General features: G+C 74.0%; 18 protein-coding genes. 11 read left to right on the forward strand and 7 right to left on the reverse strand.

The features are described from left to right. Positions 1-2: 2 nt before the first annotated feature. The 3 genes from OG429_RS06415 (at position 3) to OG429_RS06425 (ending at position 4,422) form a co-directional block, all read left to right on the forward strand. Entirely contained in the window at positions 3-827 is an 825-nt protein-coding gene (locus OG429_RS06415) for an MOSC domain-containing protein (protein ID WP_328924316.1), read from the forward strand. 379 nt (positions 828-1,206) lie between these two features. Continuing rightward, positions 1,207-1,851 (forward strand): Rv1733c family protein, encoded by a 645-nt coding sequence (locus tag OG429_RS06420; RefSeq protein WP_328924317.1) that lies wholly within the window; start codon positions 1,207-1,209, stop codon positions 1,849-1,851. A 102-nt stretch (positions 1,852-1,953) separates the two neighbouring features. After that, positions 1,954-4,422: a right-handed parallel beta-helix repeat-containing protein gene (locus OG429_RS06425; protein WP_328924318.1), complete on the forward strand. Its 2,469-nt coding sequence runs from the start codon at positions 1,954-1,956 to the stop codon at positions 4,420-4,422. Here the strand turns inward: OG429_RS06425 and OG429_RS06430 are convergent. Next, positions 4,373-6,799, reverse strand: a complete 2,427-nt coding sequence (locus tag OG429_RS06430) for a hypothetical protein (protein WP_328930178.1) — start codon at positions 6,797-6,799, stop codon at positions 4,373-4,375. The two genes, OG429_RS06425 and OG429_RS06430, sit on opposite strands and share 50 nt — an antisense overlap. Before the next feature lie 224 nt (positions 6,800-7,023). On the opposite strand from OG429_RS06430, the gene OG429_RS06435 reads away from it, so the two are divergent. Beyond that, a complete protein-coding gene (locus tag OG429_RS06435) occupies positions 7,024-7,515 on the forward strand; it encodes an SRPBCC family protein (RefSeq protein ID WP_328924319.1) in 492 nt (163 codons plus the stop codon). On the opposite strand, the gene OG429_RS06440 is transcribed toward OG429_RS06435, so the two are convergent. Continuing rightward, entirely contained in the window at positions 7,509-8,252 is a 744-nt protein-coding gene (locus OG429_RS06440; protein WP_328924320.1) for a hypothetical protein, read from the reverse strand. The genes OG429_RS06435 and OG429_RS06440 overlap by 7 nt on opposite strands. A gap of 96 nt (positions 8,253-8,348) precedes the next feature. Beyond that, entirely contained in the window at positions 8,349-9,485 is a 1,137-nt protein-coding gene (locus OG429_RS06445; protein WP_328924321.1) for a PLP-dependent cysteine synthase family protein, read from the reverse strand. Between the two features lie 198 nt (positions 9,486-9,683). Here OG429_RS06445 and OG429_RS06450 point away from each other — a divergent pair, with 198 nt between their 5' ends. Continuing rightward, a complete protein-coding gene (locus OG429_RS06450; RefSeq protein WP_328924322.1) occupies positions 9,684-10,232 on the forward strand; it encodes an ATP-binding protein in 549 nt (182 codons plus the stop codon). Positions 10,233-10,541: 309 nt separating this feature from the next. On the opposite strand, the gene OG429_RS06455 is transcribed toward OG429_RS06450, so the two are convergent. Beyond that, positions 10,542-11,849 (reverse strand): ROK family protein, encoded by a 1,308-nt coding sequence (locus tag OG429_RS06455; RefSeq protein WP_328924323.1) that lies wholly within the window; start codon positions 11,847-11,849, stop codon positions 10,542-10,544. Positions 11,850-12,116: 267 nt separating this feature from the next. Here OG429_RS06455 and OG429_RS06460 point away from each other — a divergent pair, with 267 nt between their 5' ends. The 3 genes from OG429_RS06460 to OG429_RS06470 all read left to right on the forward strand — a co-directional run bounded on the left by OG429_RS06460 (position 12,117) and on the right by OG429_RS06470 (position 13,944). After that, complete coding sequence (locus tag OG429_RS06460) at positions 12,117-12,860, forward strand: maleylpyruvate isomerase family mycothiol-dependent enzyme (RefSeq protein WP_328924324.1); 744 nt, start codon at positions 12,117-12,119, stop codon at positions 12,858-12,860. Positions 12,861-12,934: 74 nt separating this feature from the next. Then, positions 12,935-13,447, forward strand: a complete 513-nt coding sequence (locus OG429_RS06465) for a hypothetical protein (RefSeq protein ID WP_328924325.1) — start codon at positions 12,935-12,937, stop codon at positions 13,445-13,447. Then, positions 13,447-13,944, forward strand: a complete 498-nt coding sequence (locus OG429_RS06470; RefSeq protein WP_405681467.1) for a GNAT family N-acetyltransferase — start codon at positions 13,447-13,449, stop codon at positions 13,942-13,944. The genes OG429_RS06465 and OG429_RS06470 overlap by 1 nt, the downstream gene beginning before the upstream one ends. A gap of 15 nt (positions 13,945-13,959) precedes the next feature. Here OG429_RS06470 and OG429_RS06475 read toward each other — a convergent pair whose 3' ends face one another. Both OG429_RS06475 and OG429_RS06480 read right to left on the reverse strand, forming a co-directional pair. Beyond that, positions 13,960-14,946 (reverse strand): spherulation-specific family 4 protein, encoded by a 987-nt coding sequence (locus OG429_RS06475; protein ID WP_328924327.1) that lies wholly within the window; start codon positions 14,944-14,946, stop codon positions 13,960-13,962. Positions 14,947-15,108: 162 nt separating this feature from the next. Beyond that, positions 15,109-15,807 (reverse strand): TetR/AcrR family transcriptional regulator, encoded by a 699-nt coding sequence (locus OG429_RS06480; protein ID WP_328924328.1) that lies wholly within the window; start codon positions 15,805-15,807, stop codon positions 15,109-15,111. Positions 15,808-15,964: 157 nt separating this feature from the next. Between OG429_RS06480 and OG429_RS06485 the strand changes: the two genes are divergently transcribed. Next, positions 15,965-16,423: a nitroreductase/quinone reductase family protein gene (locus OG429_RS06485; RefSeq protein ID WP_328924329.1), complete on the forward strand. Its 459-nt coding sequence runs from the start codon at positions 15,965-15,967 to the stop codon at positions 16,421-16,423. A 295-nt stretch (positions 16,424-16,718) separates the two neighbouring features. Here OG429_RS06485 and OG429_RS06490 read toward each other — a convergent pair whose 3' ends face one another. After that, positions 16,719-18,068 carry a geranylgeranyl reductase family protein gene (locus OG429_RS06490; protein WP_328924330.1) on the reverse strand — a complete coding sequence of 450 codons (1,350 nt, stop codon included), beginning with the start codon at positions 18,066-18,068 and terminating at the stop codon, positions 16,719-16,721. Positions 18,069-18,251: 183 nt separating this feature from the next. Here OG429_RS06490 and OG429_RS06495 point away from each other — a divergent pair, with 183 nt between their 5' ends. Both OG429_RS06495 and OG429_RS06500 read left to right on the forward strand, forming a co-directional pair. Continuing rightward, complete coding sequence (locus OG429_RS06495; RefSeq protein WP_328924331.1) at positions 18,252-19,616, forward strand: dipeptidase; 1,365 nt, start codon at positions 18,252-18,254, stop codon at positions 19,614-19,616. Positions 19,617-19,755: 139 nt separating this feature from the next. Next, positions 19,756-20,445 (forward strand): MBL fold metallo-hydrolase, encoded by a 690-nt coding sequence (locus OG429_RS06500; protein WP_328924332.1) that lies wholly within the window; start codon positions 19,756-19,758, stop codon positions 20,443-20,445. Positions 20,446-20,456 lie beyond the last annotated feature (11 nt).

Below are 20,456 nucleotides of genomic sequence, written 5' to 3' on the forward strand. Positions count from 1 at the left end.
CCATGGCGAACTTGTATGTCCAGGCGCTTCACGTCCATCCCGTCAAGTCGGTAGCGGGGACCGCTCCCGACGAGGTGGCCGTGGAGCCCTGGGGGCTGTCCGGGGACCGGCGGTGGGCGCTGGTCGATTCCGGGGGAACCGTCATAACCCAACGCCAGCAACCGCGACTTGCCCTGGCCCGTGCCCGTCCGCTCGACGGCGGCCGGATCGCGGTGTCGGCCCCCGGAATGGCGGAACTGGTCGTGGAGATGCCCGCGCCGGGTTCGCTGGAGCCGGTCCTGCTGTTCGGGAAGAAGATCGACACCGTGGTCGCGGCGAGCGCCGCGGCCGACTGGTTCAGCGCGTACCTCGGAGAACCGGCGCGGCTGGTGCACCTGGACGATCCGGCCGTACGGCGGCCCGTGGACCCGGACTACGCGCTGCCGGGCGAAACGGTGAGCCTGGCTGACGCGTACCCGCTGCTGATCACGACCCTGGCCTCGCTGGACGCGCTCAACGCGCTGATCGCGCAAGGGAACCATCCGCAGGAAGGCCCCCTGCCGATGAACCGGTTCCGCCCCAATGTGGTGGTCTCCGGCGCGGAGGCCTGGGCCGAGGACGGCTGGCGGCGCATCGCGATCGGCGACGCCGTCTTCCGCGGGGTCCGGGAGTGCGGGCGGTGCATCGTCACCACCACCGACCAGCGGACGGCGGAACGGGGCAAGGAGCCGCTGAAGACCCTTGCCGTACACCGGCGGATCGGGAAGTCGCTGGCCTTCGGACGGCAGCTGGTGCCGGTGCGGCTGGGCACGGTGCGCGTCGGCGACGAGATCCGCGTCCTGGAATGACCCGTGAACGACCTTTTGGAAATGAACTGTCTCGAATGAACTGTCGCGAATGAACCGTCGCGAATGGACTGCCTCGAATCGAGCTGCCTGGAATCGAGCTGCCTCGAATGGCCTGTCGCGCGGCTGCGGACGGCCGCCGGAATGACACCTTCGAGGGGCTCCGTCCCCGGGCTGGAACCAACTGGTGCGACCACGCCGTTGGAGCAGTCAGGACAGGTGGACACCCGCGAGGACCGGCACGGGCTCCGGCGCATGACCAGCGCCGGGAACGGGCTCCGGATCGGGTGGCACAGGTCTCGCGTGTCCCGGAATGCGTGTCCCCGGGGCGTGCGGAAGGCTTGGGCGCGCAGGCAGGCGGAGGCAAAGGGGGTGCCGGACCGTGTGGACAGCAATGGGTGTGTGGCGTTGGCGGCGCAATCCGCTGCGCCGGCCTACCGATCTCTTCGAGGCGTGGGTGGCGTTCGCCGCGCTGGTGTGCGTCCTGCTGGTGGCTCCGGCCATCGGCTGGGTCGCGGGTGTGCAGGTCGACGGGACGCTGCAGCGGGCCGCGCGCGAGCAGCGGCAGGAGCGGCATCTCGTTCCGGCGGTGGTGGTCCGGCCGGCTCCGGAATCGGCGTCGGCTGCTGCTTCGGCGCCGCCGTCCGGCGCGTCCGCCGATCCCTCCGCTCCCTCCGCGCAGCAGACGGCTCCGCAGCGTACGCAGATCGTGGCCGCGTGGACCGCTCCCGACGGCAGCAGCCACGAGGGGACGGTGCCGGCCGCGGAGGAACCGCCGCGCCCCGGCGAGCGGTTCCGGATATGGACCGATGCGCACGGCCGGGTGGTGGGGCAGCCGCTCGACCCGTCCTCGGCCGCCGTCCACGCCGGGGTGGCGGGCCTGGCGGCCGCGATCGCGGTGGCCGTACTGGGCGAGACGGTCCGCCGACTGGTCGTACGGCGGCTCATGCATCAGCGGTACATACGGCTGGACCGCGCGTGGGCGGCGGCCGGGCCGGACTGGGGCAGGGCGGGCGCGGGCAGTTGACCTGGCAACTCACCGGCCCCGCGCGCGCTACGGTGGACCGGCCAGAGAAGACCGTCCGCATCGGCGGCGCGGCGAGCAAGAGGGTGGGGGCACGACAGCACCATGGCTCAGGGCACGGTCCAGGTGACGCACGGCGGGGCTTCGCGGTGGCGGCGCCGCTCCGGTGAGTATCCGACGCTGGCGGCGGCTCTGGCCGTCGCGGGCGACGGGGACGTGCTGTCCATCTCTCCCGGCACCTACCGGGAGAACCTGGTGCTGCACCATGCCGTCACCCTGCGCGGGCCCGAGGGCGGTCTGGGGTCGGTGCGGATCGCCCCGCTCGACGGGGTCGCGCTGACCGTGCGCGCCTCTGCCGTGGTCCAGGACCTGCACCTGGAGGGCCAGGACCGGGCCGCTCCCGCACTGCTGGTGGAGGACGGCGCCCCCGAGCTCACCGATCTGCGGGTCAGCACGCGGTCGGCCGCCGGCATCGAGGTACGCGGCAGCGGGGCCCGGCCCCTGGTCCGGCGGTGCACGGTGGAGAATCCGAGCGGGGTCGGGATCGCCGTACTGGACGGCGGCGGCGGAGTGTTCGAGGAGTGCGAGGTCGTGGCCGCCGGGCAGACCGGGATCTCGGTGCGCGGCGGCGGCCGCCCCCGGCTGGAGCGCTGCCGGATCCACCACGCCACGGGCACGGGCATCGGGGTCACGGGCGAGGGTTCGGGCCTGGAGGCGCTGGGCTGCGAGGTGTACGAGATCAAGGGCTCCGGCGTGCAGATCGCGGCTCGCGCCACGGCCCGGCTCACGGACTGCGCGGTGCACCGCACCACGGCCGACGGGGTCACCCTCGACACCGACGCGGTGCTCACCCTGGCCGGCTGCGACATCCACGACATCCCGGAGAACGCGGTCGACCTGCGGTCCCGTTCGGTGCTCACCCTCAGCCGCACCACGGTGCGCCGCTTCGGCCGCAACGGCCTGTCGGTGTGGGACCCGGGGACCAGGGTCGACGCCGAGTCCTGCGAGATCCACGACAGCACGGGCGACTATCCGGCGGTGTGGATCAGCGACGGCGCCGCCGTGTCGCTCGACTCCTGCCGGGTCCACGACGTGCCGGACGCGCTGTTCGTACTGGACCGGGGTTCGCGTGTGGACGTGGTCGACAGCGATCTGTCCCAGGTGCGCAACACCGCGGTGTCGGTGAGCGACGGGGCCACCGCGCAGCTCGACGACTGCCGGATCCGCGAAGCGGCCACCGGGGCATGGTTCCGCGACCACGGCAGCGGGGGCACCCTCGCCAACTGCACCATCGACGCCGTGCAGACCGGCGTGATCGTCACGAAGGGCGCCGACCCCACCCTGGAGCGGTGCACGGTCACCTCCCCCGCCGAGGCCGGGTTCTACGTGTCGGCGGGCGGCCGCGGCACCTTCACGGCCTGCCGGGTGACGGGCAGTTCCGGTTTCGGCTTCCACGTCCTCGACGGCTGCCGCACCACCCTGGCGCGCTGTCACACCGAGCGCTGCGCGCGCGGCGGGTACGAGTTCCCGGAGACCGGGCCGGTCGCCGAGGACTGCACCGGCGACGAGTCCGCCGCCCGCCCGGCGGCCCAGGCAGCCGCGGGCGGCGCGTTCGCCGGGGCGCACGCGGGGATCCGTACGGACGCGGCCGGGCAGAGTCCCGTACTCCGGGCGGCGGAGGTACCGGCGGCGCGGCCCGCCGACCGGCCCGACGGCGGGGCCGCGCCGACGGCTGCGGCCACGGCTGCGCCCGCCCGGGGCTCGGGTGAGGTGCTGGGCCAGCTCGACGCGCTGGTCGGCCTCGACAGCGTCAAGCGCGAGGTGCGCGCGCTCACCGACATGATCGAGGTGGGCCGGCGACGGCAGCAGGCGGGCCTGAAGGCCGCGTCGGTACGCCGGCACCTGGTCTTCACCGGCTCCCCGGGCACGGGCAAGACCACGGTCGCCCGGCTGTACGGGGAGATCCTCGCCTCCCTCGGCGTGCTGGAGCGCGGGCACCTGGTCGAGGTGTCCCGCGTGGACCTGGTCGGCGAGCACATCGGCTCCACCGCGATCCGTACGCAGGAGGCCTTCGACCGGGCGCGCGGCGGGGTGCTGTTCATCGACGAGGCGTACGCGCTGGCGCCCGAGGACTCCGGCCGGGACTTCGGCCGCGAGGCGATCGACACCCTGGTCAAGCTGATGGAGGACCACCGCGAGGCGGTGGTGGTGATCGTCGCCGGGTACACGGCGGAGATGGAGCGCTTCCTGACCGTGAACCCGGGAGTGGCCTCACGGTTCTCCCGGACCATCACCTTCGGCGACTACGGGCCGGGGGAACTGCTGCGGATCGTCGAGCAGCAGGCGGAGGAGCACGAGTACCAGCTCGGGGAGGGCACCTCCGAGGCGCTGCTGACGTACTTCACGGAGCTGCCGAAGGGACCGGCCTTCGGCAACGGCCGCACGGCTCGCCAGACCTTCGAGTCGATGGTGGAGCGGCACGCGGGGCGGGTGGCCCAGCTGTCGGAGCCGAGCAAGGACGAACTCACCCTGCTGTTCCCGGCGGATCTGCCGGGGCAGCCCGCGCCTTGTTGAGGCCCTGACCCGGTACTCCCCCGGCCGCCTCCCCCGGACTCCGTCCGGGGGGACCCCCGGGGCGGGGCACCCAGGCCCGTGCCGCGGTGTTCAGGCGCGCGAGCAGGGCGTCGCGTTCGGCGGCGAAGGACGGATCCGCCTGGTAGTCGGAGTGGCCGAGGATCGGCGCGGGCAACGGGTGGCGGGCACTGCGGCCGTAGGCGATCGGGTCGGCCAGCGGGCCGCGGTCCACGCCCTCCTGGGTGCCGGGGAACACCGCGCCGCCGATGGGGTCGGTGGCCCGCCACAGGTTGCGCCAGCAGTCGACCTCCCGGTGCAGCGCGGTGAGCGGGCCGGGGCCGAAGTAGGCGGGGAACCAGCGGCCGTAGAGGCGGCCGAGCGGGGAGCCGTAGGTGAGCAGGGCGACCCGGCGGCGGACGGGCGGCGGCAACTGCCAGACGGCGGCCGCGGCGAGCACACTGCCCTGGGAGTGGCCGGAGATCACCAGACGGCCGCCGGTGCGGCCGGTCCAGCCGGTCATCCGCCAGGTCAGGTCGGGGACGGCGCGCTCGGCGTAGCAGGGCGGTGCGAAGGGGTGGGCGGCGCGCGGCCAGAAGGTGCCGACGTCCCACAGGATTCCTATGGTGCGGCGGGCGGCGGGGTCGCGGTAGGCGCGGCGGCCCCAGGTGACGAAGAGGACGAATCCGAAGCCTATGAGCCAGGACCCGGTGTCCTGGGCGGCGCGGGCGGCGCTCTCCAGGAGCGGCCCGGTCCCGCGGGCCGCCTCGCCCGGGACCCGCCCGCTGAACCAGGCTCCGGCGAGCGCGCCCGCGCCGAGCAGGAGGGTGATCCCGGAGACGGCCGCCACGAACCACGGCGCGGAGTCGGTGAGCGCGGCGGCGGCCCGGGCCCCGGCGATCCGGCGGCTGCGGGCCTGATCGGGCGTCTCCCCCGGGTACTCGGCGGCGACCGTCGCGGCGAGCCGGCGCCGGACCAGGACTCCGCGCCCCGCGAACCAGGCGGCGAGCAGGGCCAGTACGAGCAGCAGCGGCGGCAGCACGGCGGCCTGCCACGACAGCAGTACGGGCGGCCCGGGCAGCGGCGCCCCGGCCATGCCGGGGGTGGCTCCCCCGTCCAGCCAGTCGGCGACGCGCTGGGCGACCCCGCCGGACATCACCCCGCCGAGCGCGCAGCCGAGCATGGCGACGGCCGGCCCGCCGAGGCCGTGCAGGGCGGCGGCCGGGTCGGGGGCCCGGCGGTGGAGGTACGCGGCGACGCCGGTGAGGGCGAGCACGCAGACGCCCTGGCCCAGCATGAGGATCCCGAAGGCGAAGTCCCCGGGAAGCCGCCCGGCGGAGGTCCAGCCGGGGCGCGGCCAGCAGGCGTACAGGAGGACGGCGGCGAGGAGGGCGAGGGCGGCGCCCGGCAGCAGGGTGACGGCGGCCCGGTCGAGCCGGTGGTCGGGCCGGGCCTCGGTGCGGCCTCGCCGGATGACGACCCACGCCACGGTGAGTCCCCCGGCGACGAGCAGCGACTGGGCGGCACAGCCCAGGACTTCGAGTACGGCGGAACCGGCGCGGCGGTCGTAACGGGCGGTGGGGGCGGTGACGGCCGCGGCCACGGTGAGCAGCCCGGCGGCGGTGTGCGCGGCGCGCAGGCGGGCCACGAGCCGCCGCCCGTACCAGAATCCGGGGCGGCCGAGCGCGGGCGCGGTGTCCGACGCGGTGTCCGGGTCGACGGCGCCGGCGGGCGGCGGCTGGGACTCGTAGGCACTCCACGTACGGTTCGACAGGAACCAGAGCAGCCCGGTCAGCGCGGCGGGGACCAGGGCCGCGAGGGCCAGGCGGCGCCCGGGCAGGGCCCACCAGCCGCCTCCGGGCGCGAGGAAGCGGAGCCAGGACCGGGAGCCGGCGCAGGTGCCGGAGCCCGCGCACTGCCAGGCGAACAGGTCGAGCGCGACCTCGCAGGCGGCCGCGATCAGCAGCACGGTCAGGCTGAGCGCGAGGATCCGTACGAGCACCCCGTACGTGCGAACCGTGCGCGGCGCGGGGTCGGCGGCGGGCGTGGCCGGGCGGGCCCAGTGGGCGAGGTTGGCCACCATGAAGGGCAGGAGCAGCAGCCACAGGGCGCGGGCGCCGTTGCCCGAGGTGAGCCGGGACCAGCAGTAGGCCTCGGGGACGGGCCGCCCGGGGTAGCGCTCGGGGTGGGTTTCGGCGTCGGCGTCCTCGGTGCGGCGGAAGACGGCCGCGGTGGAGTCGCCGGTGACGCGCACGGTGCGCGGGTCGCCGAGCAGCTCGGCGGGAGCGGCGCCGGCGACGCCGTGGACCAGGAGTTCCAGGGCGAGGGGCGGTACGGGGGCCAGGGGCGGGTCGGAGGCGAGGGGCGGTTCGGGAGTCAGGGACGGTTCGGGAGTCAGGGGCGGTTCGGGGCTGGGGGCATCCGGCAAAGCGGCCTCCGCTCGCGGGGCGTGATCGGCGCGGTTCCAGCATCCCGCGCGGCGGACCGACTGCCCAGCCCCCGCGCCGCGGGTTTCACCCTCGGGGCGGACTTCTGACTGATAGTCAGCTAGGGTCGCTCGTGTTCCGTGCGTGCGTTCCGCATACCGCCCCAGGGGGTAACGCCATGGCTCTGCGCCGACTCCGCCCGGTGGGGCTGGACTTCATCGAGGACGCGCCCGTACGACTGGTCTTCGCCGCGCGAGCCACCGCAGCACCCGAGGCCGTGTACGGGGCACTGGCGGCGGAGGTCGAGGGCTGGCCGCGGTGGTTCGGGGCCGTCACCCTGGCCCGCCCCACGCACGGCGGCGCGGGCCGCGAGATCAAGCTGGTGGGCGGGGTGCGCTTCCAGGAGACGATCATGGCCGCGGACCCCGAGCGGCGGTACGCGTACCGGGTCGACGAGACCAACGCCCCTGGAGTCCGCGCCCTCTTGGAGGAGTGGCGGCTGACCCCCGACGGCTCGGGCACGCACGTCCGCTGGACCTTCGCCGCGGACGGGCCCGCCCTCTTCCGGCTGGCCCTCACCGCCGCCCGCCCGGGCCTGGGCCACTCCTTCCGTACGGCGGTCCGTACGCTCGACGGCCGCCTCACCGGACGGCGCGGGGCGGATCAGTAGTCGCCGCCCGCTCCCATCACCCGGTGCTCCCGGGCGAGGTCTCCGTAGCCTCCCGCGCCCCACACCGTCGCCCGGAACTCCCGCAGGGACATCGCCGGACCCCCGGCGAAGTGGACCACCGCGCAGCGCGCGCAGCACCAGCCGCGGGACCAGACCTCCTCGGCGGCGTCCCGGCCGGCGGCGATCCGCGCCCGGAAGGCACGTTGGATCCGTACGGCCGAGAGGATGAGCAGGGCCGCCCCGAGCAGCGCGAACGCCGAGATCCACCCGAGGAACAGGAGACCGGCCGCGGGCTCGGGCGGGGCTTCCCCATGGGCGCCGCCCCAGAGTTGGAGCGACCCCTGGGGCCCGCTCTTGGGCGGGTCGGCGAACCACTTCCCGCCCGTCGCCCCGCCGACGAACGTGCCGATCGACACCAGGATCAGCAGCACGCTCAGAGCGGCCCGCCCGGCGGTCACCGGCGCGGGCGGGGTCGCGGCCAGCGCTGCCGCCAGCCGGGGGACGACCTCCCGGGTGTGGACGCCCCGGTCGTCACCGCGGGTGCCGCCCTGCTCGAGCCGGCTGTGCCCGCTGAGGCAGACGGCGGGGACGGCGCGCACCTCGTCGGAGCGCAGGCAGCTCGGACACTCCAACGGCGATGCCTGCACCCCGCTCCCGTCCCCCGTGCCCGTGCCCGAATCCGTCTGGGCCCGCGTACGCGCGTCCCGCTCCGGCCTGTTGTACGCAATGCCCGCCATGGCTCCCCCCGAAGCTCCGCCGTGATCGAAGTCCGCACAGCGTAGCCAGCGAACTGCGGCTCGAACAGGGCGGGTTCACGCTGCGGGGCGCCCGCGTCAGGCGGTGGGCTCGCGCCAGACCCCGGTCGCCAGCAGCGTCTCGATCGTGTGCGCGTACGGGGCGATGTCGAGCCCCTGCGACGCCAGCCACGCGTCGGAGTAGTACTTGTCGAGGTAGCGGTCGCCCGGGTCGCAGAGGAGGGTGACGACACTGCCCGTACGGCCCTCGGCCACCATCTCCGAGATGATCTTGAGTGCGCTCCACAGGCCGGTTCCGGTCGAGCCGCCCGCCTTGCGCCCTATCGCCGTCTCCAGCGCGCGGCACGCGGCGACGCTCGCCGCGTCCGGGACCTTCATCATCCGGTCGATGGCGCCGGGGACGAAGCTCGGCTCCATGCGCGGCCGGCCGATGCCCTCGATGCGCGAGCCGCAATCGCTGCTCGCGTGCGGGTCGTTGTTGGTCCAGCCGTCGAAGAAACAGGAGTTCTCCGGGTCCGGGACGCAGATGCGGGTGTCGTGCTGCATGTAGTGCACGTAGCGCGCGATGGTCGCGGAGGTGCCGCCGGTGCCGGCGGTGGCCACGATCCAGGCGGGCTCGGGGAAACGTTCCAGCCGCAGCTGCTGGTACATCGATTCGGCGATGTTGTTGTTGCCGCGCCAGTCGGTGGCCCGCTCCGCGTAGGTGAACTGGTCCATGTAGTGGCCGCCGGTACGAGCCGCCAGTTGCGCCGATTCCTCGTACATCTTCATCGAGTCGTCCACGAAGTGGCATTCGCCGCCGTGGAATTCGATGAGCCGGCACTTCTCCGGGCTGGTCGTGCGCGGCATGACGGCGATGAACGGGACGCCGATCAGCTTGGCGAAGTACGCCTCGGAGACGGCCGTCGAACCGGACGAGGCCTCGATGACCGGGCGGCCGGGGCGGATCCAGCCGTTGCACAGCGCGTAGAGGAACAGCGAGCGGGCGAGGCGGTGCTTGAGGGAGCCCGTCGGGTGCGTGGACTCGTCCTTGAGGTAGAGGTCGATGCCCCAGGCCTCGGGGAGCGGGAAACGCAGCAGGTGGGTGTCCGCGGAGCGGTTGGCGTCCGCCTGGACCTTGCGGACGGCCTCCTTCAGCCAGGCGCGGTAGTCCGCGTCGCTGCGGTCGACGTCGACGGTCGTGGCAGTCGGACCGCTGGTACGGGTGGTGCTCATGCGCCGTGCTCCTTTGTGCGTGTATTCGCCCCCTGCTTTCGCAATGTACCTCCCTCACCTGCACAAACAGTCGCTTTGGGGTTCCATGCGAATCGCTTTTGGTCGCATTCGGTTGCACTGTGGAGCACCGTGGGTGACCCTGGTGGAGCATTACCGAGGGTGCAGCACCCGTAACACTCATTTCGGGGAGTCGCAGCCGTGATCAGTCATTCCCGCAGACACTGCGTCGTCGAACTTCAGGCGCTGCCGTCACGCATAGGCCAGATCCGCAGAATCATTTCCGCGCAATTGCGTCACTGGCAGCTCGATCCGCTCATAGACCGGGCCGCGCTCGGCGTGACGGAACTGCTGAGCAACGTCCATCGCCACGCGCAGCCGGACAAGACGTGCATCGTCGAGATCGAATTCCGCCTCGGGCGGCTCACGGTCTCGGTCATCGACAGCGATCCGCGGCTTCCGGTGCTCCGGGAGGCGGTCGCGGGGTCCCTGGAGACCTGCGGGCGCGGGCTCGCGCTCGTGGAGGCGCTCAGCGAGGCCTGGGGCGCCCGGCATCAGGCGGACGGTCCGGGCAAGGTCGTGTGGTTCTCGCTCACCGCGGCCCCCGCGCCGGCGGCTTTGACGCAGCCGGTACGGATCGGGACCAAGCCCGTACGAGAACCCGCCCGGACCGCGATCGTCGCCGTGGACCCGGTGACCGTCTCGACAGGCGTGTCGGTGGCGGCGTCGGTCGGCGTCAGGCCCGGGTAGCGCACGGCGGCGGTGCCCCCCGGACGCCCGGCAGCCGACCGGGGAGCCCTAAGCGGCCTCGGGGAAGTGGGGTGCGTTTCCGCGTCGTCCGGTGCGGTGCATCGCAAGGCGGAGCAGTGCCCTTGTACTGGACGTACTCGGGTACTGCGACAACGCGGCGAGGTGCCGTGCCTGGGGGCACCTCCCAGCGGTAGCTGGAGGAGGCGCGGGGACGTGCCCCACTTCCCCGAGGCCGCTTAGCGAGGCCCGGGCAGAGCCGGGCCGAGCCGGCCCAGGCCGGGCGGCGAACCCGGCCACGGGCGGGCGGCTCTACGCCGCGGCGCCCAGCGCCCCCAGCGGGTCGTCGAGCACGGGCTGCCACGCCAGCTCCGCCGCGCCGACCAGGCTGTTGTGGTCCAGGGTGCACGGCAGGATCGGGACGCCACCGCTGCGCCCCCACAGGCTGCGGTCCGCGACCACCGCGCGCAGCCGCTCCGGGTCGGCGTACAACAGCTCCCGGTGCAGCCCGCCCAGGATGATCCGGTCCGGATTCAGGATGTTCACCAGGCCCGCGAGGCCGAGCCCGAGCCGGTCGATCAGCTCCTCGGCGGCCGCCCGTACCGCCGGCTCCGCGTACTCCGCGCTCAACAGGTCGCGGGCCTGCTGGAGCAGCGACACCTCCGGGCCGGGCGTGCGCCCCGCCGCCGTGAGGAAGGCCAGCGGGTCGGCCTCCACGTCCAGGCAGCCGCGGCCCCCGCAGTGGCAGGGCCGCCCCTCGGGATTCACCGTGAGGTGGCCGACCTCCAGGGCCAGGCCCGAACTCCCGCTGTGCAGGCGGCCGTCCAGCACCAGCGCCCCGCCGACCCCGCGGTGCCCGGTGGCCACGCACAGCAGGTGCTGCGCGCTGCGCCCCGCGCCGTGCCGGTGCTCGGCCAGGGCCGCGAGGTTGACGTCGTTCCCGGTGAGGGCCGGGCCGTCGATCCCGGCGGCCTTCACGCACTCCGCGAAGACGGCCCGTACGGGGGACCCGGGCGGCCAGGCCAGGTGCAGCGGGTTCAGCGCCGTACCTTCCGGCTCGGCGACCGCGGAGGGGACCGCGAGCCCCGCGCCGATGCAGCGGCGGCCGCTCTCCGCCAGCAGCGCGGCCCCGGCCTCCACCACCGCGCCGAGCACCTGCGCCGGGTCGGCCGCGACGGTGAGCTTGCCGGGGGCGGTGGCCACGATGCGGCCGCCCAGACCGACCAGCGCGGCCCGGAAGCCGTCCGCGTGCACCTGCGCGGCCAGCGCCACGGGGCCGTTCTCGTCGACCGACAGGCGGTGCGAGGGGCGGCCCTGGGCGCCGCCCGCGCCACCGGGGCGGGAGTCGACGCGGATCAGCCCGAGCGCCTCCAGCTCGGCGGCGACCGCTCCGGCGGTCGCGCGGGTGACCCCGAGCTCGGCCGTCAGGACGGCCCGGGTCGGTGCGCGGCCGGTGTGGACGAGCTCCAGTGCCGGACCGAGCGCGCTGCGGCCGCGCTCCAGTTTGGCCCTCGTGGAGGCCGAGGAAGCCGACGAATCCGACGAAGCGGTAGAAGCCGTGGAAGGCGTGGCCACCGTGGTCACATCCCCCACCCGCGGCGGGGCCCCGTTGCCGTTCATGGCATCGATCCTCGCATGATCGGGGGCCCTCGGATGCCGCCCCGCCTGCCGAGGCCGCCGACCCGGAGCGTGATGTCCGTCCGGCCGGTGAGCCGGGGCCCTCGCGGGGCGGTGTCCGGCAGCGCCTTCGGCACCCGCTGACAGGCCGGTCGGGCACGTGCGGACGTGCACGGCGTCGGCGGCGCCGGCGATCACGGTCCCGTCGCGCGGGAACAGTTCCCCCATCCGTGGCCTCCATTGTCGCGGGCCTGCTGGCAGACTCCCGGCATGGAGATCAACGACTTCGTGAAGACCCTTGAGCGAGACGGCGAGCTGCTCGGCGACGTTGCGGAACAGGCGGGTACGACCGCCCTCGTACCCACCTGTCCGGGGTGGCACGTCGCCGATCTGCTGCGGCACACCGGCTCGGTGCACCGCTGGGCGGCCGGGTACGTCGAGGGAGGACTGCTGGAGGGGGCGCCGTTCCCCGACGCCCCGGAGCTGGCCGGCGCGGAGCTGCTCGCCTGGTTCCGCGAAGGACACGCGGCCCTGGTCCGCGCCCTGGGCGAGGCCCCGGCCGATGTGCAGTGCTGGACCTTCCTGCCGACCGCCCCGCCGTCGCCGCTGGCGTTCTGGGCGCGGCGCCAGGCCCATGAGACGGCCGTGCACCGGATGGACGCGGAGGCGGCGCTCGGTGTCGCGTTCTCACCGGTGGCGCCCGAGTTCGCGGAGGACGGGGTGGACGAGCTGCTGACCGGCTTCCACGCACGGCCGCGCAGCCGGGTGCGGACCCCGGAGCCCCGGGTGCTGCGGGTCAGGGCCGCGGACACGGGCGCGGCGTGGACCGTACACCTGTCGCCGGAACCGCCGCGGACGGTGCTGGGTGCCACGGACGACGCGGTCGACTGCGAAGTGACGGCGGAGGCGGCCTGGCTGTACGCGGCGCTGTGGAACCGGCTGCCGCTGGCGGGTCCGGGGGTGACCGGCGACCTGGCGCTGGCCCGCCTGTGGACCGAGGCCGCCGGGATCTGAGGAGGCCTGCCCGGCGGGCGCCCGCCGGGCAGGCAGTAGGGTCGGCTTCCTCAGTCGATCATGGGGGTCAGTCGATGTTCGTGTCCTCAGCGCGGTCCGCCGCGGTGCTCGCCGTCGCCCTGGCGGCGTTCTCCGTCTCCTGCGGCACGGAGCCAGCGGCCCCGGCTGCCGGCCCGGCCGCGGCGCCGTCCGCGTCCGCGGCCCCCGCGGCCGGGACTTCGACGGCCCCGGGCTCGACGGCCCCGGGCTCGGCGGTCGCGCCGTCTTCCAGCGCCGTCCCGGCCGAGAAGGTGCGGGACGCGTTCGCCGGCCTCCAGGCGACGCTGAACGACTCGTGCACTCCGGGCAACTGCGCGTACTTCCTCGGCCGGGTCCACGACGAGCTCCACCGCGTGGACCGCGCGATGAAGACCGACCCGAAGGGGCCCGGCCACTTTCCCGAGCCGATCGACCTGATCGCGCAGCTCGACAAGGAACTCGGCGGGGACCGCTCCTTCGAGAACCTGAAGAAGCACCAGGCGTCGCTCATCGGCACCCGGGACAAGATCAACACCTGGATGCAGGGCCACCCGGACGACTACCGGTGATCCGGCAGCGGGCGTCCGCCGACCTCGACGCGTGCGTCGGCCTCCTCCGCACGGTGCACGACCGCGACGGCTATCCCGTGGACTGGCCCGGGCGTCCCGCCGAGTGGCTGACGCCGCCCTCCCTGCTGGCGGCCTGGGTGGCGGAGACGGACGGGCGGATCGCCGGTCACGTCTGCCTGGCACGCAGCGGCACGGGGGACCTCGCGCCGGCCCTGTGGAGCTGGCGCGCGCGGGTACCCGTCGAGCGCACCGCCGTGGTCGGCCGCCTGTTCGCCTCGCCCGCCGCGCGCGGCCTCGGGCTCGGCGCACGGCTGCTGGCGCGGGCCGCGTGCGAGGCGCGGGAGCGTGGTCTGCATCCGGTCCTCGACGTCCTCGCCCACGACACCGCCGCGGTCGCGCTGTACGAACGCGAGGGCTGGAGCCTGCTGGACACCGTCGACCAGCGGTGGAGCGCGAACCGGACCGTCACCGTGCACTGCTTCGCCGCACCGGTCTGACGCCTTGCGCCTGCGTCAGCCGAGGGTGGCGGCGTAGGCGGTCTGGGCTCCGTACTTCCACGCCGGGCCCGTGTTCCAGGGATTGGGCATGGCCGCGCTGGTCGCGTACGCGTAGCCCGCGCCCCGGTCGAAAGCCGTGCGCAGGGCCGTACGCATCGCCGCGGCGTCCGGGACGTCGTGGACCAGGTGCCAGAACGCCGTGCCGCTCGGGTCGAGTTCGGTACCCGCGCGGTAGCCGGTGAGCGGGTCGAAGACGTTGCCGCCGAGCCAGCCGCCGCCGGTGTACGCGGCGTAGGAGTCCTCGTACGTGACGAAGACGTCCGCGGTCCGGCGGCCCGGCTCCAGGTAGCAGTCGGCTATGGCCGTGCCGGGGTTGTTGACGACGAGGGGGGAGGCGGCCGGGTCGATGGCGCGCATGGTGTCCTCCACGTGGCGGCGGAGCTCCGCGTAGTGGTCGCGGGTGGCGTTGCCGGGGCCGCAGTCGCGGCTGACGACGTCGAAGAAGACGCCGTCGACGTGGAGGCGGCCGTCCGGGGTCCTGAGGTAGTTGTCGACCGAGGCCTTCACTGCGGCGGCGGCGCGGTTGCCGTGGTCGGTGTGGACGTAGCCGAGCACCTTGGTCTTCCCGCCGGTGGCGGTCGTGCCGCGGCGCAGGGCGTCGGCGCGAGCCCGCCAGGGGGCCTCGAAGGGTGAGTCGCCGTTGCCGGGGTTGAGGACGACGACGGAGGCGGCCGGGCCGGTGGTGGTGAGGTCGGTCAGCATGGCGTCGTTCGCCCAGACGTACGCGGGGACGCCGATGTCCAGGCCCCGCACGCCGGGAATCCGGGGCGCCGGGGGTGCGGGAGTCGCGGTCGGGGCCGGGGCCGGGGGTTCTGCGGGGGCCGCCGACCGGCCCGGTGGCGCCGGTTCCGCGGTGCGCGCCGGCGCCGTGACCGCGGGCGCCGGCGCGGCCAGTAAGACGGTCACCAGGACGGCGTACAGGGCCTTCACGGCGCGGGGCATGACTGTTCCTCCGGCGGCGGCAGGGGGGCGGGTGCGACCCGAGGAACACTAGACGGGCGGCGCTTGGTTCAAGGGTGAACCGCCTCCCTTCGTACGAGGAACAGAAGAGCGACCCGTCACCTCATCATGTGATTCTCCGTCAGGACCCCTGTGGGGCCGCCGTCACACGGCGGGCAGTCCGACCCCGTGGGCCAGCTGCCCGGCGGCGTGCGTGAAGAAGACGGCCCGGTCCTCCACGACGCGGTTGAACTGGCCGAACAGCTCGAAGGAGACGAGGCCGACCAGCTGCGCCCAGGCGGCGACCAGAGCGGCCGTGACCTCGGGGGGCAGGCCATCGGCGAAGTCGGCGGTCATCCGGACGGCCTCGGGGCGCAGGGCGGCCGGCAGCGGCGGCAGTGCGAGGCCGCGGCCCTCGTGCGCGGCGCGGAGGATGGCGATGAAGGTGTTCCCGACGCGGGAGGCGGGACCGATGGTGTCGAGGGGGGCGCTGTAGCCGGGAACCGGAGAGCCGTAGATGAGGGCGTACTCGTGCGGGTGCTCCAGCGCCCAGGCACGGACGGCCTCGCAGACCGCGATCCAGCGGGCGCGGGGCGGGTGACCGGCGGCGAGGGCGCGGGCGTCCGCCTCTTCGGCCGCCGCGCCGACGCTGTCGTACGCGTCGACGATGAGCGCGGTGAGCAGCTCGTCGCGGCTGGGGAAGTAGCGGTAGAGGGCGGAAGAGACCATGCCCAGCTCGCGGGCGACGGCACGCAGGGAGAGTTTGGCGGCGCCCTCGGCCGCGAGCCGGCGGCGCGCCTCGTCCTTGATGGCGGCGGTGACCTCGATGCGGGCCCGCTCCCTGGCCCCTCGCACGGTGTTCATGCGTGTCAGTGTGCCACGCAAATAGAGCAGTGCCCAAAAATCGGATCCCCGATCCATTTAGAGAGCGGTGCTCTTGTTTTGGCGCACCGATCCGTGCACACTGTTCTCAAGCGAGAGCACCGCTCTCTCAATAAGGAAAACGACCCCGGAGGTCACCATGAACGCGTCTCAGCCGTATTACGTCCAGGCCGGCCCGTTCGCCGTCCGCTTCAACGCGCTCTTCGGCAAGCTCGCCCGGCTGGGCGTCAGCCTGGCCGGCACCGCCGAGCTGTCGGTCCGGGGCCGCAAGTCGGGCGAGATGCAGCGGATCCCGGTCAACCCGCACACGTTCGAGGGCATGCAGTACCTCGTCTCGGCCCGCGGCCACTCCCAGTGGGTCCGCAACATGCGGGTCGCGGGCGGCGGCGAGCTGCGCGTCGGGCGCAAGGTCCGGACCTTCACCGCCACTGAGATCACCGACCCCGTCCAGCAAGCCGTCATCCTGCGCGCCTATCTGGAGAAGTGGGGCTGGGAGGTCAACCGCTTCTTCCAGGGGGTCACCGCGAAGTCCTCCGACGCGGAGCTCCAGGCGGCCGCCGGCGACCACCCGGTCTTCCGGATCACGGTGTCGAACTGACCCGCCGCCCCCGGGTCGGCCCGCGGCCGGTCAGCCGCTCCGAGACCCGCGGTCGCGGTCGCGTCGGCGGTCGGGGAGCAGCCGGGCCGTCCGCTCGCCCACGTGGGCAACACCTCGGCCGGGCCGTGGTGGTTGGGCGCGAGAGCGATCACCGCCACCCCGACGTGCCTCTCACCGCGCGCGGAGGCCACGACGACCTGTTCCGGCCGGTCCACCCCGTTCAGGTTCGATCCGCCCCGCCGGTCCGGGCCGCCGTCCCGGCCTCCGCCCTCACCTCCGCGCTCGACGTCGGCGCCTACGCCGTCCCGTGTCCGCCGCTCCCACCGCTGCCGGCGCCACCGCTGCCACCGCTGCCACCGCCGAATGCGCCACGAGCCGCCTGCCGGGCATCCAGCGCGTGCAGCACCCTGCGCGCCAGCGGGTACGTACGCACCATGTCCGCCAGCGTCGTCGAGCCCCGCGTGATGCGGGCGAAGGCCCGCCACGCCGGGCGGAACCCGGTGATCGCCGCGTGCAGCATCCCCGGCCGGGCCTCGAAGACGGACAGCATCCGCCGGCCGACGCCCATCTCCACACCCAGCCCCGCCTTCACGGCGAAGGCGTAGTTGAGCGCCTGGCGGCGCGCGTCCACCGCGTCCTGCGCCTCGGAGATCTTCACCGCCCACTCCCCCGCCAGCCGCCCCGAGCGCAGCGCGAAGGAGATGCCCTCCCGGGTCCACGGTTCCAGCAGTCCGGCGGCGTCGCCCGCCACCAGCACCCGCCCGCGCGAGAGCGGCGAATCGGGCTTGCGGCAGCGGGTCAGATGCCCGGAGGAGACGGCCGGTTCGAAGCCGGCGAGTCCGAGCCGGGCGATGAAATCGTCGAGGTACCGCTTGGTCGCGGCGCCCTCGCCCTTGGCCGAGATGACCCCGACGGTGAGGGTGTCGCCCTTGGGGAAGACCCAGCCGTAACTGCCGGGCAGCGGGCCCCAGTCGATCAGCACCCGCCCCTTCCAGTCCTCCGCGACCGTCCGGGGCACGGGGATCTCCGCCTCCAGCCCGAGGTCCACCTGCTCCATCTCGACCCCGACGTGCGCGCCGATCCGGCTCGCGCTGCCGTCCGCGCCGACGACCGCGCGGGCCAGGACGGTCTCCCCGTCGGCGAGGAGCACGGCCACGGTACGCCGGTCGGGCACGGCCGCCCCGTGCTGCTCGACGCGGGCCACGGCCGTACCCGTACGGACGGTCGCGCCGGCCTTCTCCGCCACGGCGACCAGCCCGGCGTCGAACTCCGGCCGGTTGATGAGCCCGAACAGCATCTGCTTCGAGCGCCGCGTCCGGGTCAGCTTCCCGTCCAGCGAGAAGGTCACCGCGTGGATGCGGTCCTTGAGGGGCAGTACGAAGCCCGGGGGCAGGGCGTCGCGCGAGGGGCCGATGATGCCGCCCCCGCAGGTCTTGTACCGGGGCAGCTCGGCCTTCTCCAGCAGCAGGACGCGCCGGCCCGCCGTCGCCGCCGCGTACGCCGCCGAGGCCCCGGCCGGACCGGCCCCGACCACGACCACGTCCCAGACTTCGCCCACTTCGCCGGTCCCCCCGGCCACCTCGTCGTCCGCCCCCTGCGCTTCGTGTCCTGCGCTTGCGTCGCGTACGTCGTCGTCGCTGCTCACGATGTGCTGCCGCTCCTGATCACCCGGTTTGCTCCGATGCCGGGGAAATCCTACGGCGCGACGCCGCCTCGCCCCGCTGTGCGAGGATCGGGACTGTCTTTCGCCGTACCCGGCATACGCATACCCCGCGGATGCGGGTGGCGTACCGAAGAGCACAACGTCGCACCCAAAAGGAGCGTGCCCATGTCCCAGAATCCGATCGCCGAGACCATCGCCTCGCTGATGCCCCGCGCCAAGCAGGAGCTGACCGAGCTGGTGGCCTTCCAGTCGGTGGCGGACTGGGCGCAGTTCCCCAAGAGCGAGAGCGAGGCGGCCGCGAACTGGGTCGCGGACGCGCTGCGCGTCGAGGGCTTCCAGGACGTGGCGCTGCTCGACACCCCCGACGGCACCCAGTCGGTGTACGGCTTCCTGCCCGGCCCCGAGGGCGCGCCGACCGTACTGCTCTACGCGCACTACGACGTGCAGCCGCCCCTGGACGACGCGGCCTGGATCTCCCCCGCCTTCGAGCTGACCGAGCGCGACGGCCGTTGGTACGGTCGCGGCTCCGCCGACTGCAAGGGCGGGTTCATCATGCACCTGCTGGCGCTGCGCGCCCTGAAGGCCAACGGCGGCGTGCCGGTGAGCGTGAAGGTGATCGTCGAGGGTTCGGAGGAGCAGGGCACCGGCGGTCTCCAGCAGTACGCCGAGGCGCACCCGGAGCTGCTGACCGCCGACACCATCGTCATCGGCGACGCGGGCAACTTCCGCCTCGGGCTGCCGACGGTGACGGCGACGCTGCGCGGCATGTGCCTGCTCAAGGTGAAGATCGACACGCTGGGCGGCAACCTGCACTCCGGGATGTTCGGCGGCGTCGCCCCCGACGCGCTGGCCGCGCTGATCCGGGTGCTGGACTCGCTGCGCGCGGCGGACGGTTCGACGACCGTGGACGGGCTGGCCTCGGACGCGGTGTGGGAGGGCCTGCAGTACCCGGAGACGGACTTCCGCGGCGACGCGAAGGTGCTGGACGGGGTCGAGCTGATCGGCGAGGGCACGATCGCTGACCGGCTGTGGGCCCGTCCGGCCGTGACGGTGCTCGGCATCGACTGCCCGCCGGTGGTCGGCGCGACGCCGTCGGTGCACGCGAGCGCCGGCGCGCTGATCAGCCTGCGGGTGCCGCCGGGCGTGGACACCACCGAGGCCGTCAAGCTGCTGGAGGCGCACATGGTGGCGCACACCCCGTGGAAGGCGCGCCTGGAACTGGAGATCGTGGGCCAGGGCCAGCCGTTCCAGGCGGACACGAACAGTCCGGCGTACGCGTCGATGGCGGCGGCACTGCAGGAGGCGTACCCGGGCGAGGAGATGCAGGTCGCCGGCATGGGCGGCTCGATCCCGCTGTGCAACACGCTGACGCAGCTGTACCCGGACGCGGAGATGCTGCTGATCGGGCTGAGCGAGCCGGAGGCGCAGATCCACGCGGTCAACGAGAGCGTGTCGCCGCAGGAGCTGGAGCGCCTGTCGGTGGCCGAGGCCCTCTTCCTCGTCAACTACGCGGAGTCCAAGCGCGGCTGACCCGCCGCGAGTCCGGTCGTACGCCCAGGGCGCAGTGCGCCCTGGGCGTACTGCGCCCTGGGCGTACTGCGCCCTGGGCGTACTGCGCTCCGGGTGAACTCGCGTGCGCGGGGCGGGGCCGGATCCGTACGTTCGCGGCATGGATCTTGTCGAAGTGCTGCCGAACCGGCTCCACATGCTCCGCTTCCCCATCGGCCAGGCGTACGTCTGGCAGGACGGCGAGGCACTCACCCTGATCGACGCCGGTCACGCCGGGTCCGCCGACGCGATCGAGGGGGCGCTGCGATCACTCGGGCTGATTCCCGAGCGGCTGGAGCGGATCGTGCTGACCCACTGCCACCGCGACCACGTCGGTGCCGCCGGTGAGCTCGCCGCCCGCTGGGGCGCGCGGGTGCTCGCGCACCGCCTGGACGCGCCCGTGATCCGGGGCGAGTCGCCCGTGCCCGAACCGGTACTGCTGGACTGGGAACTCCCCCTGTACGCGCGCGGGCTGACCGTCCCCGAGGCCCCGCCCACCCCGGTCGACCGGGAGCTGGAGGACGGCGACGCGCTGGGCTTCGGGGACGGGGCGTACGTGGTCCACGCCCCGGGTCATACGGATGGCAGCATCGGCGTCCATCTCCCGCGCCACGGCGTGCTGTTCACGGGGGACTGCGTCGCCGCCGTCGGCCCGCTGATGCTGGGCGTCTTCAACGTGGACCGGGCACGGGCGGCCCGGTCGTTCCGGCGGCTGGCCGCGCTCGCCCCTTCGACGGCCTGCTTCGGACACGGGGATCCGCTGACGGAGGACACCGCGGCGGCCCTCTCCGCGGCCGCCGCGGCTTCCTGATGGACCGGGCC

The organism is Streptomyces sp. NBC_00190 (assembly GCF_036203305.1).
GTDB lineage: Bacteria > Actinomycetota > Actinomycetes > Streptomycetales > Streptomycetaceae > Streptomyces.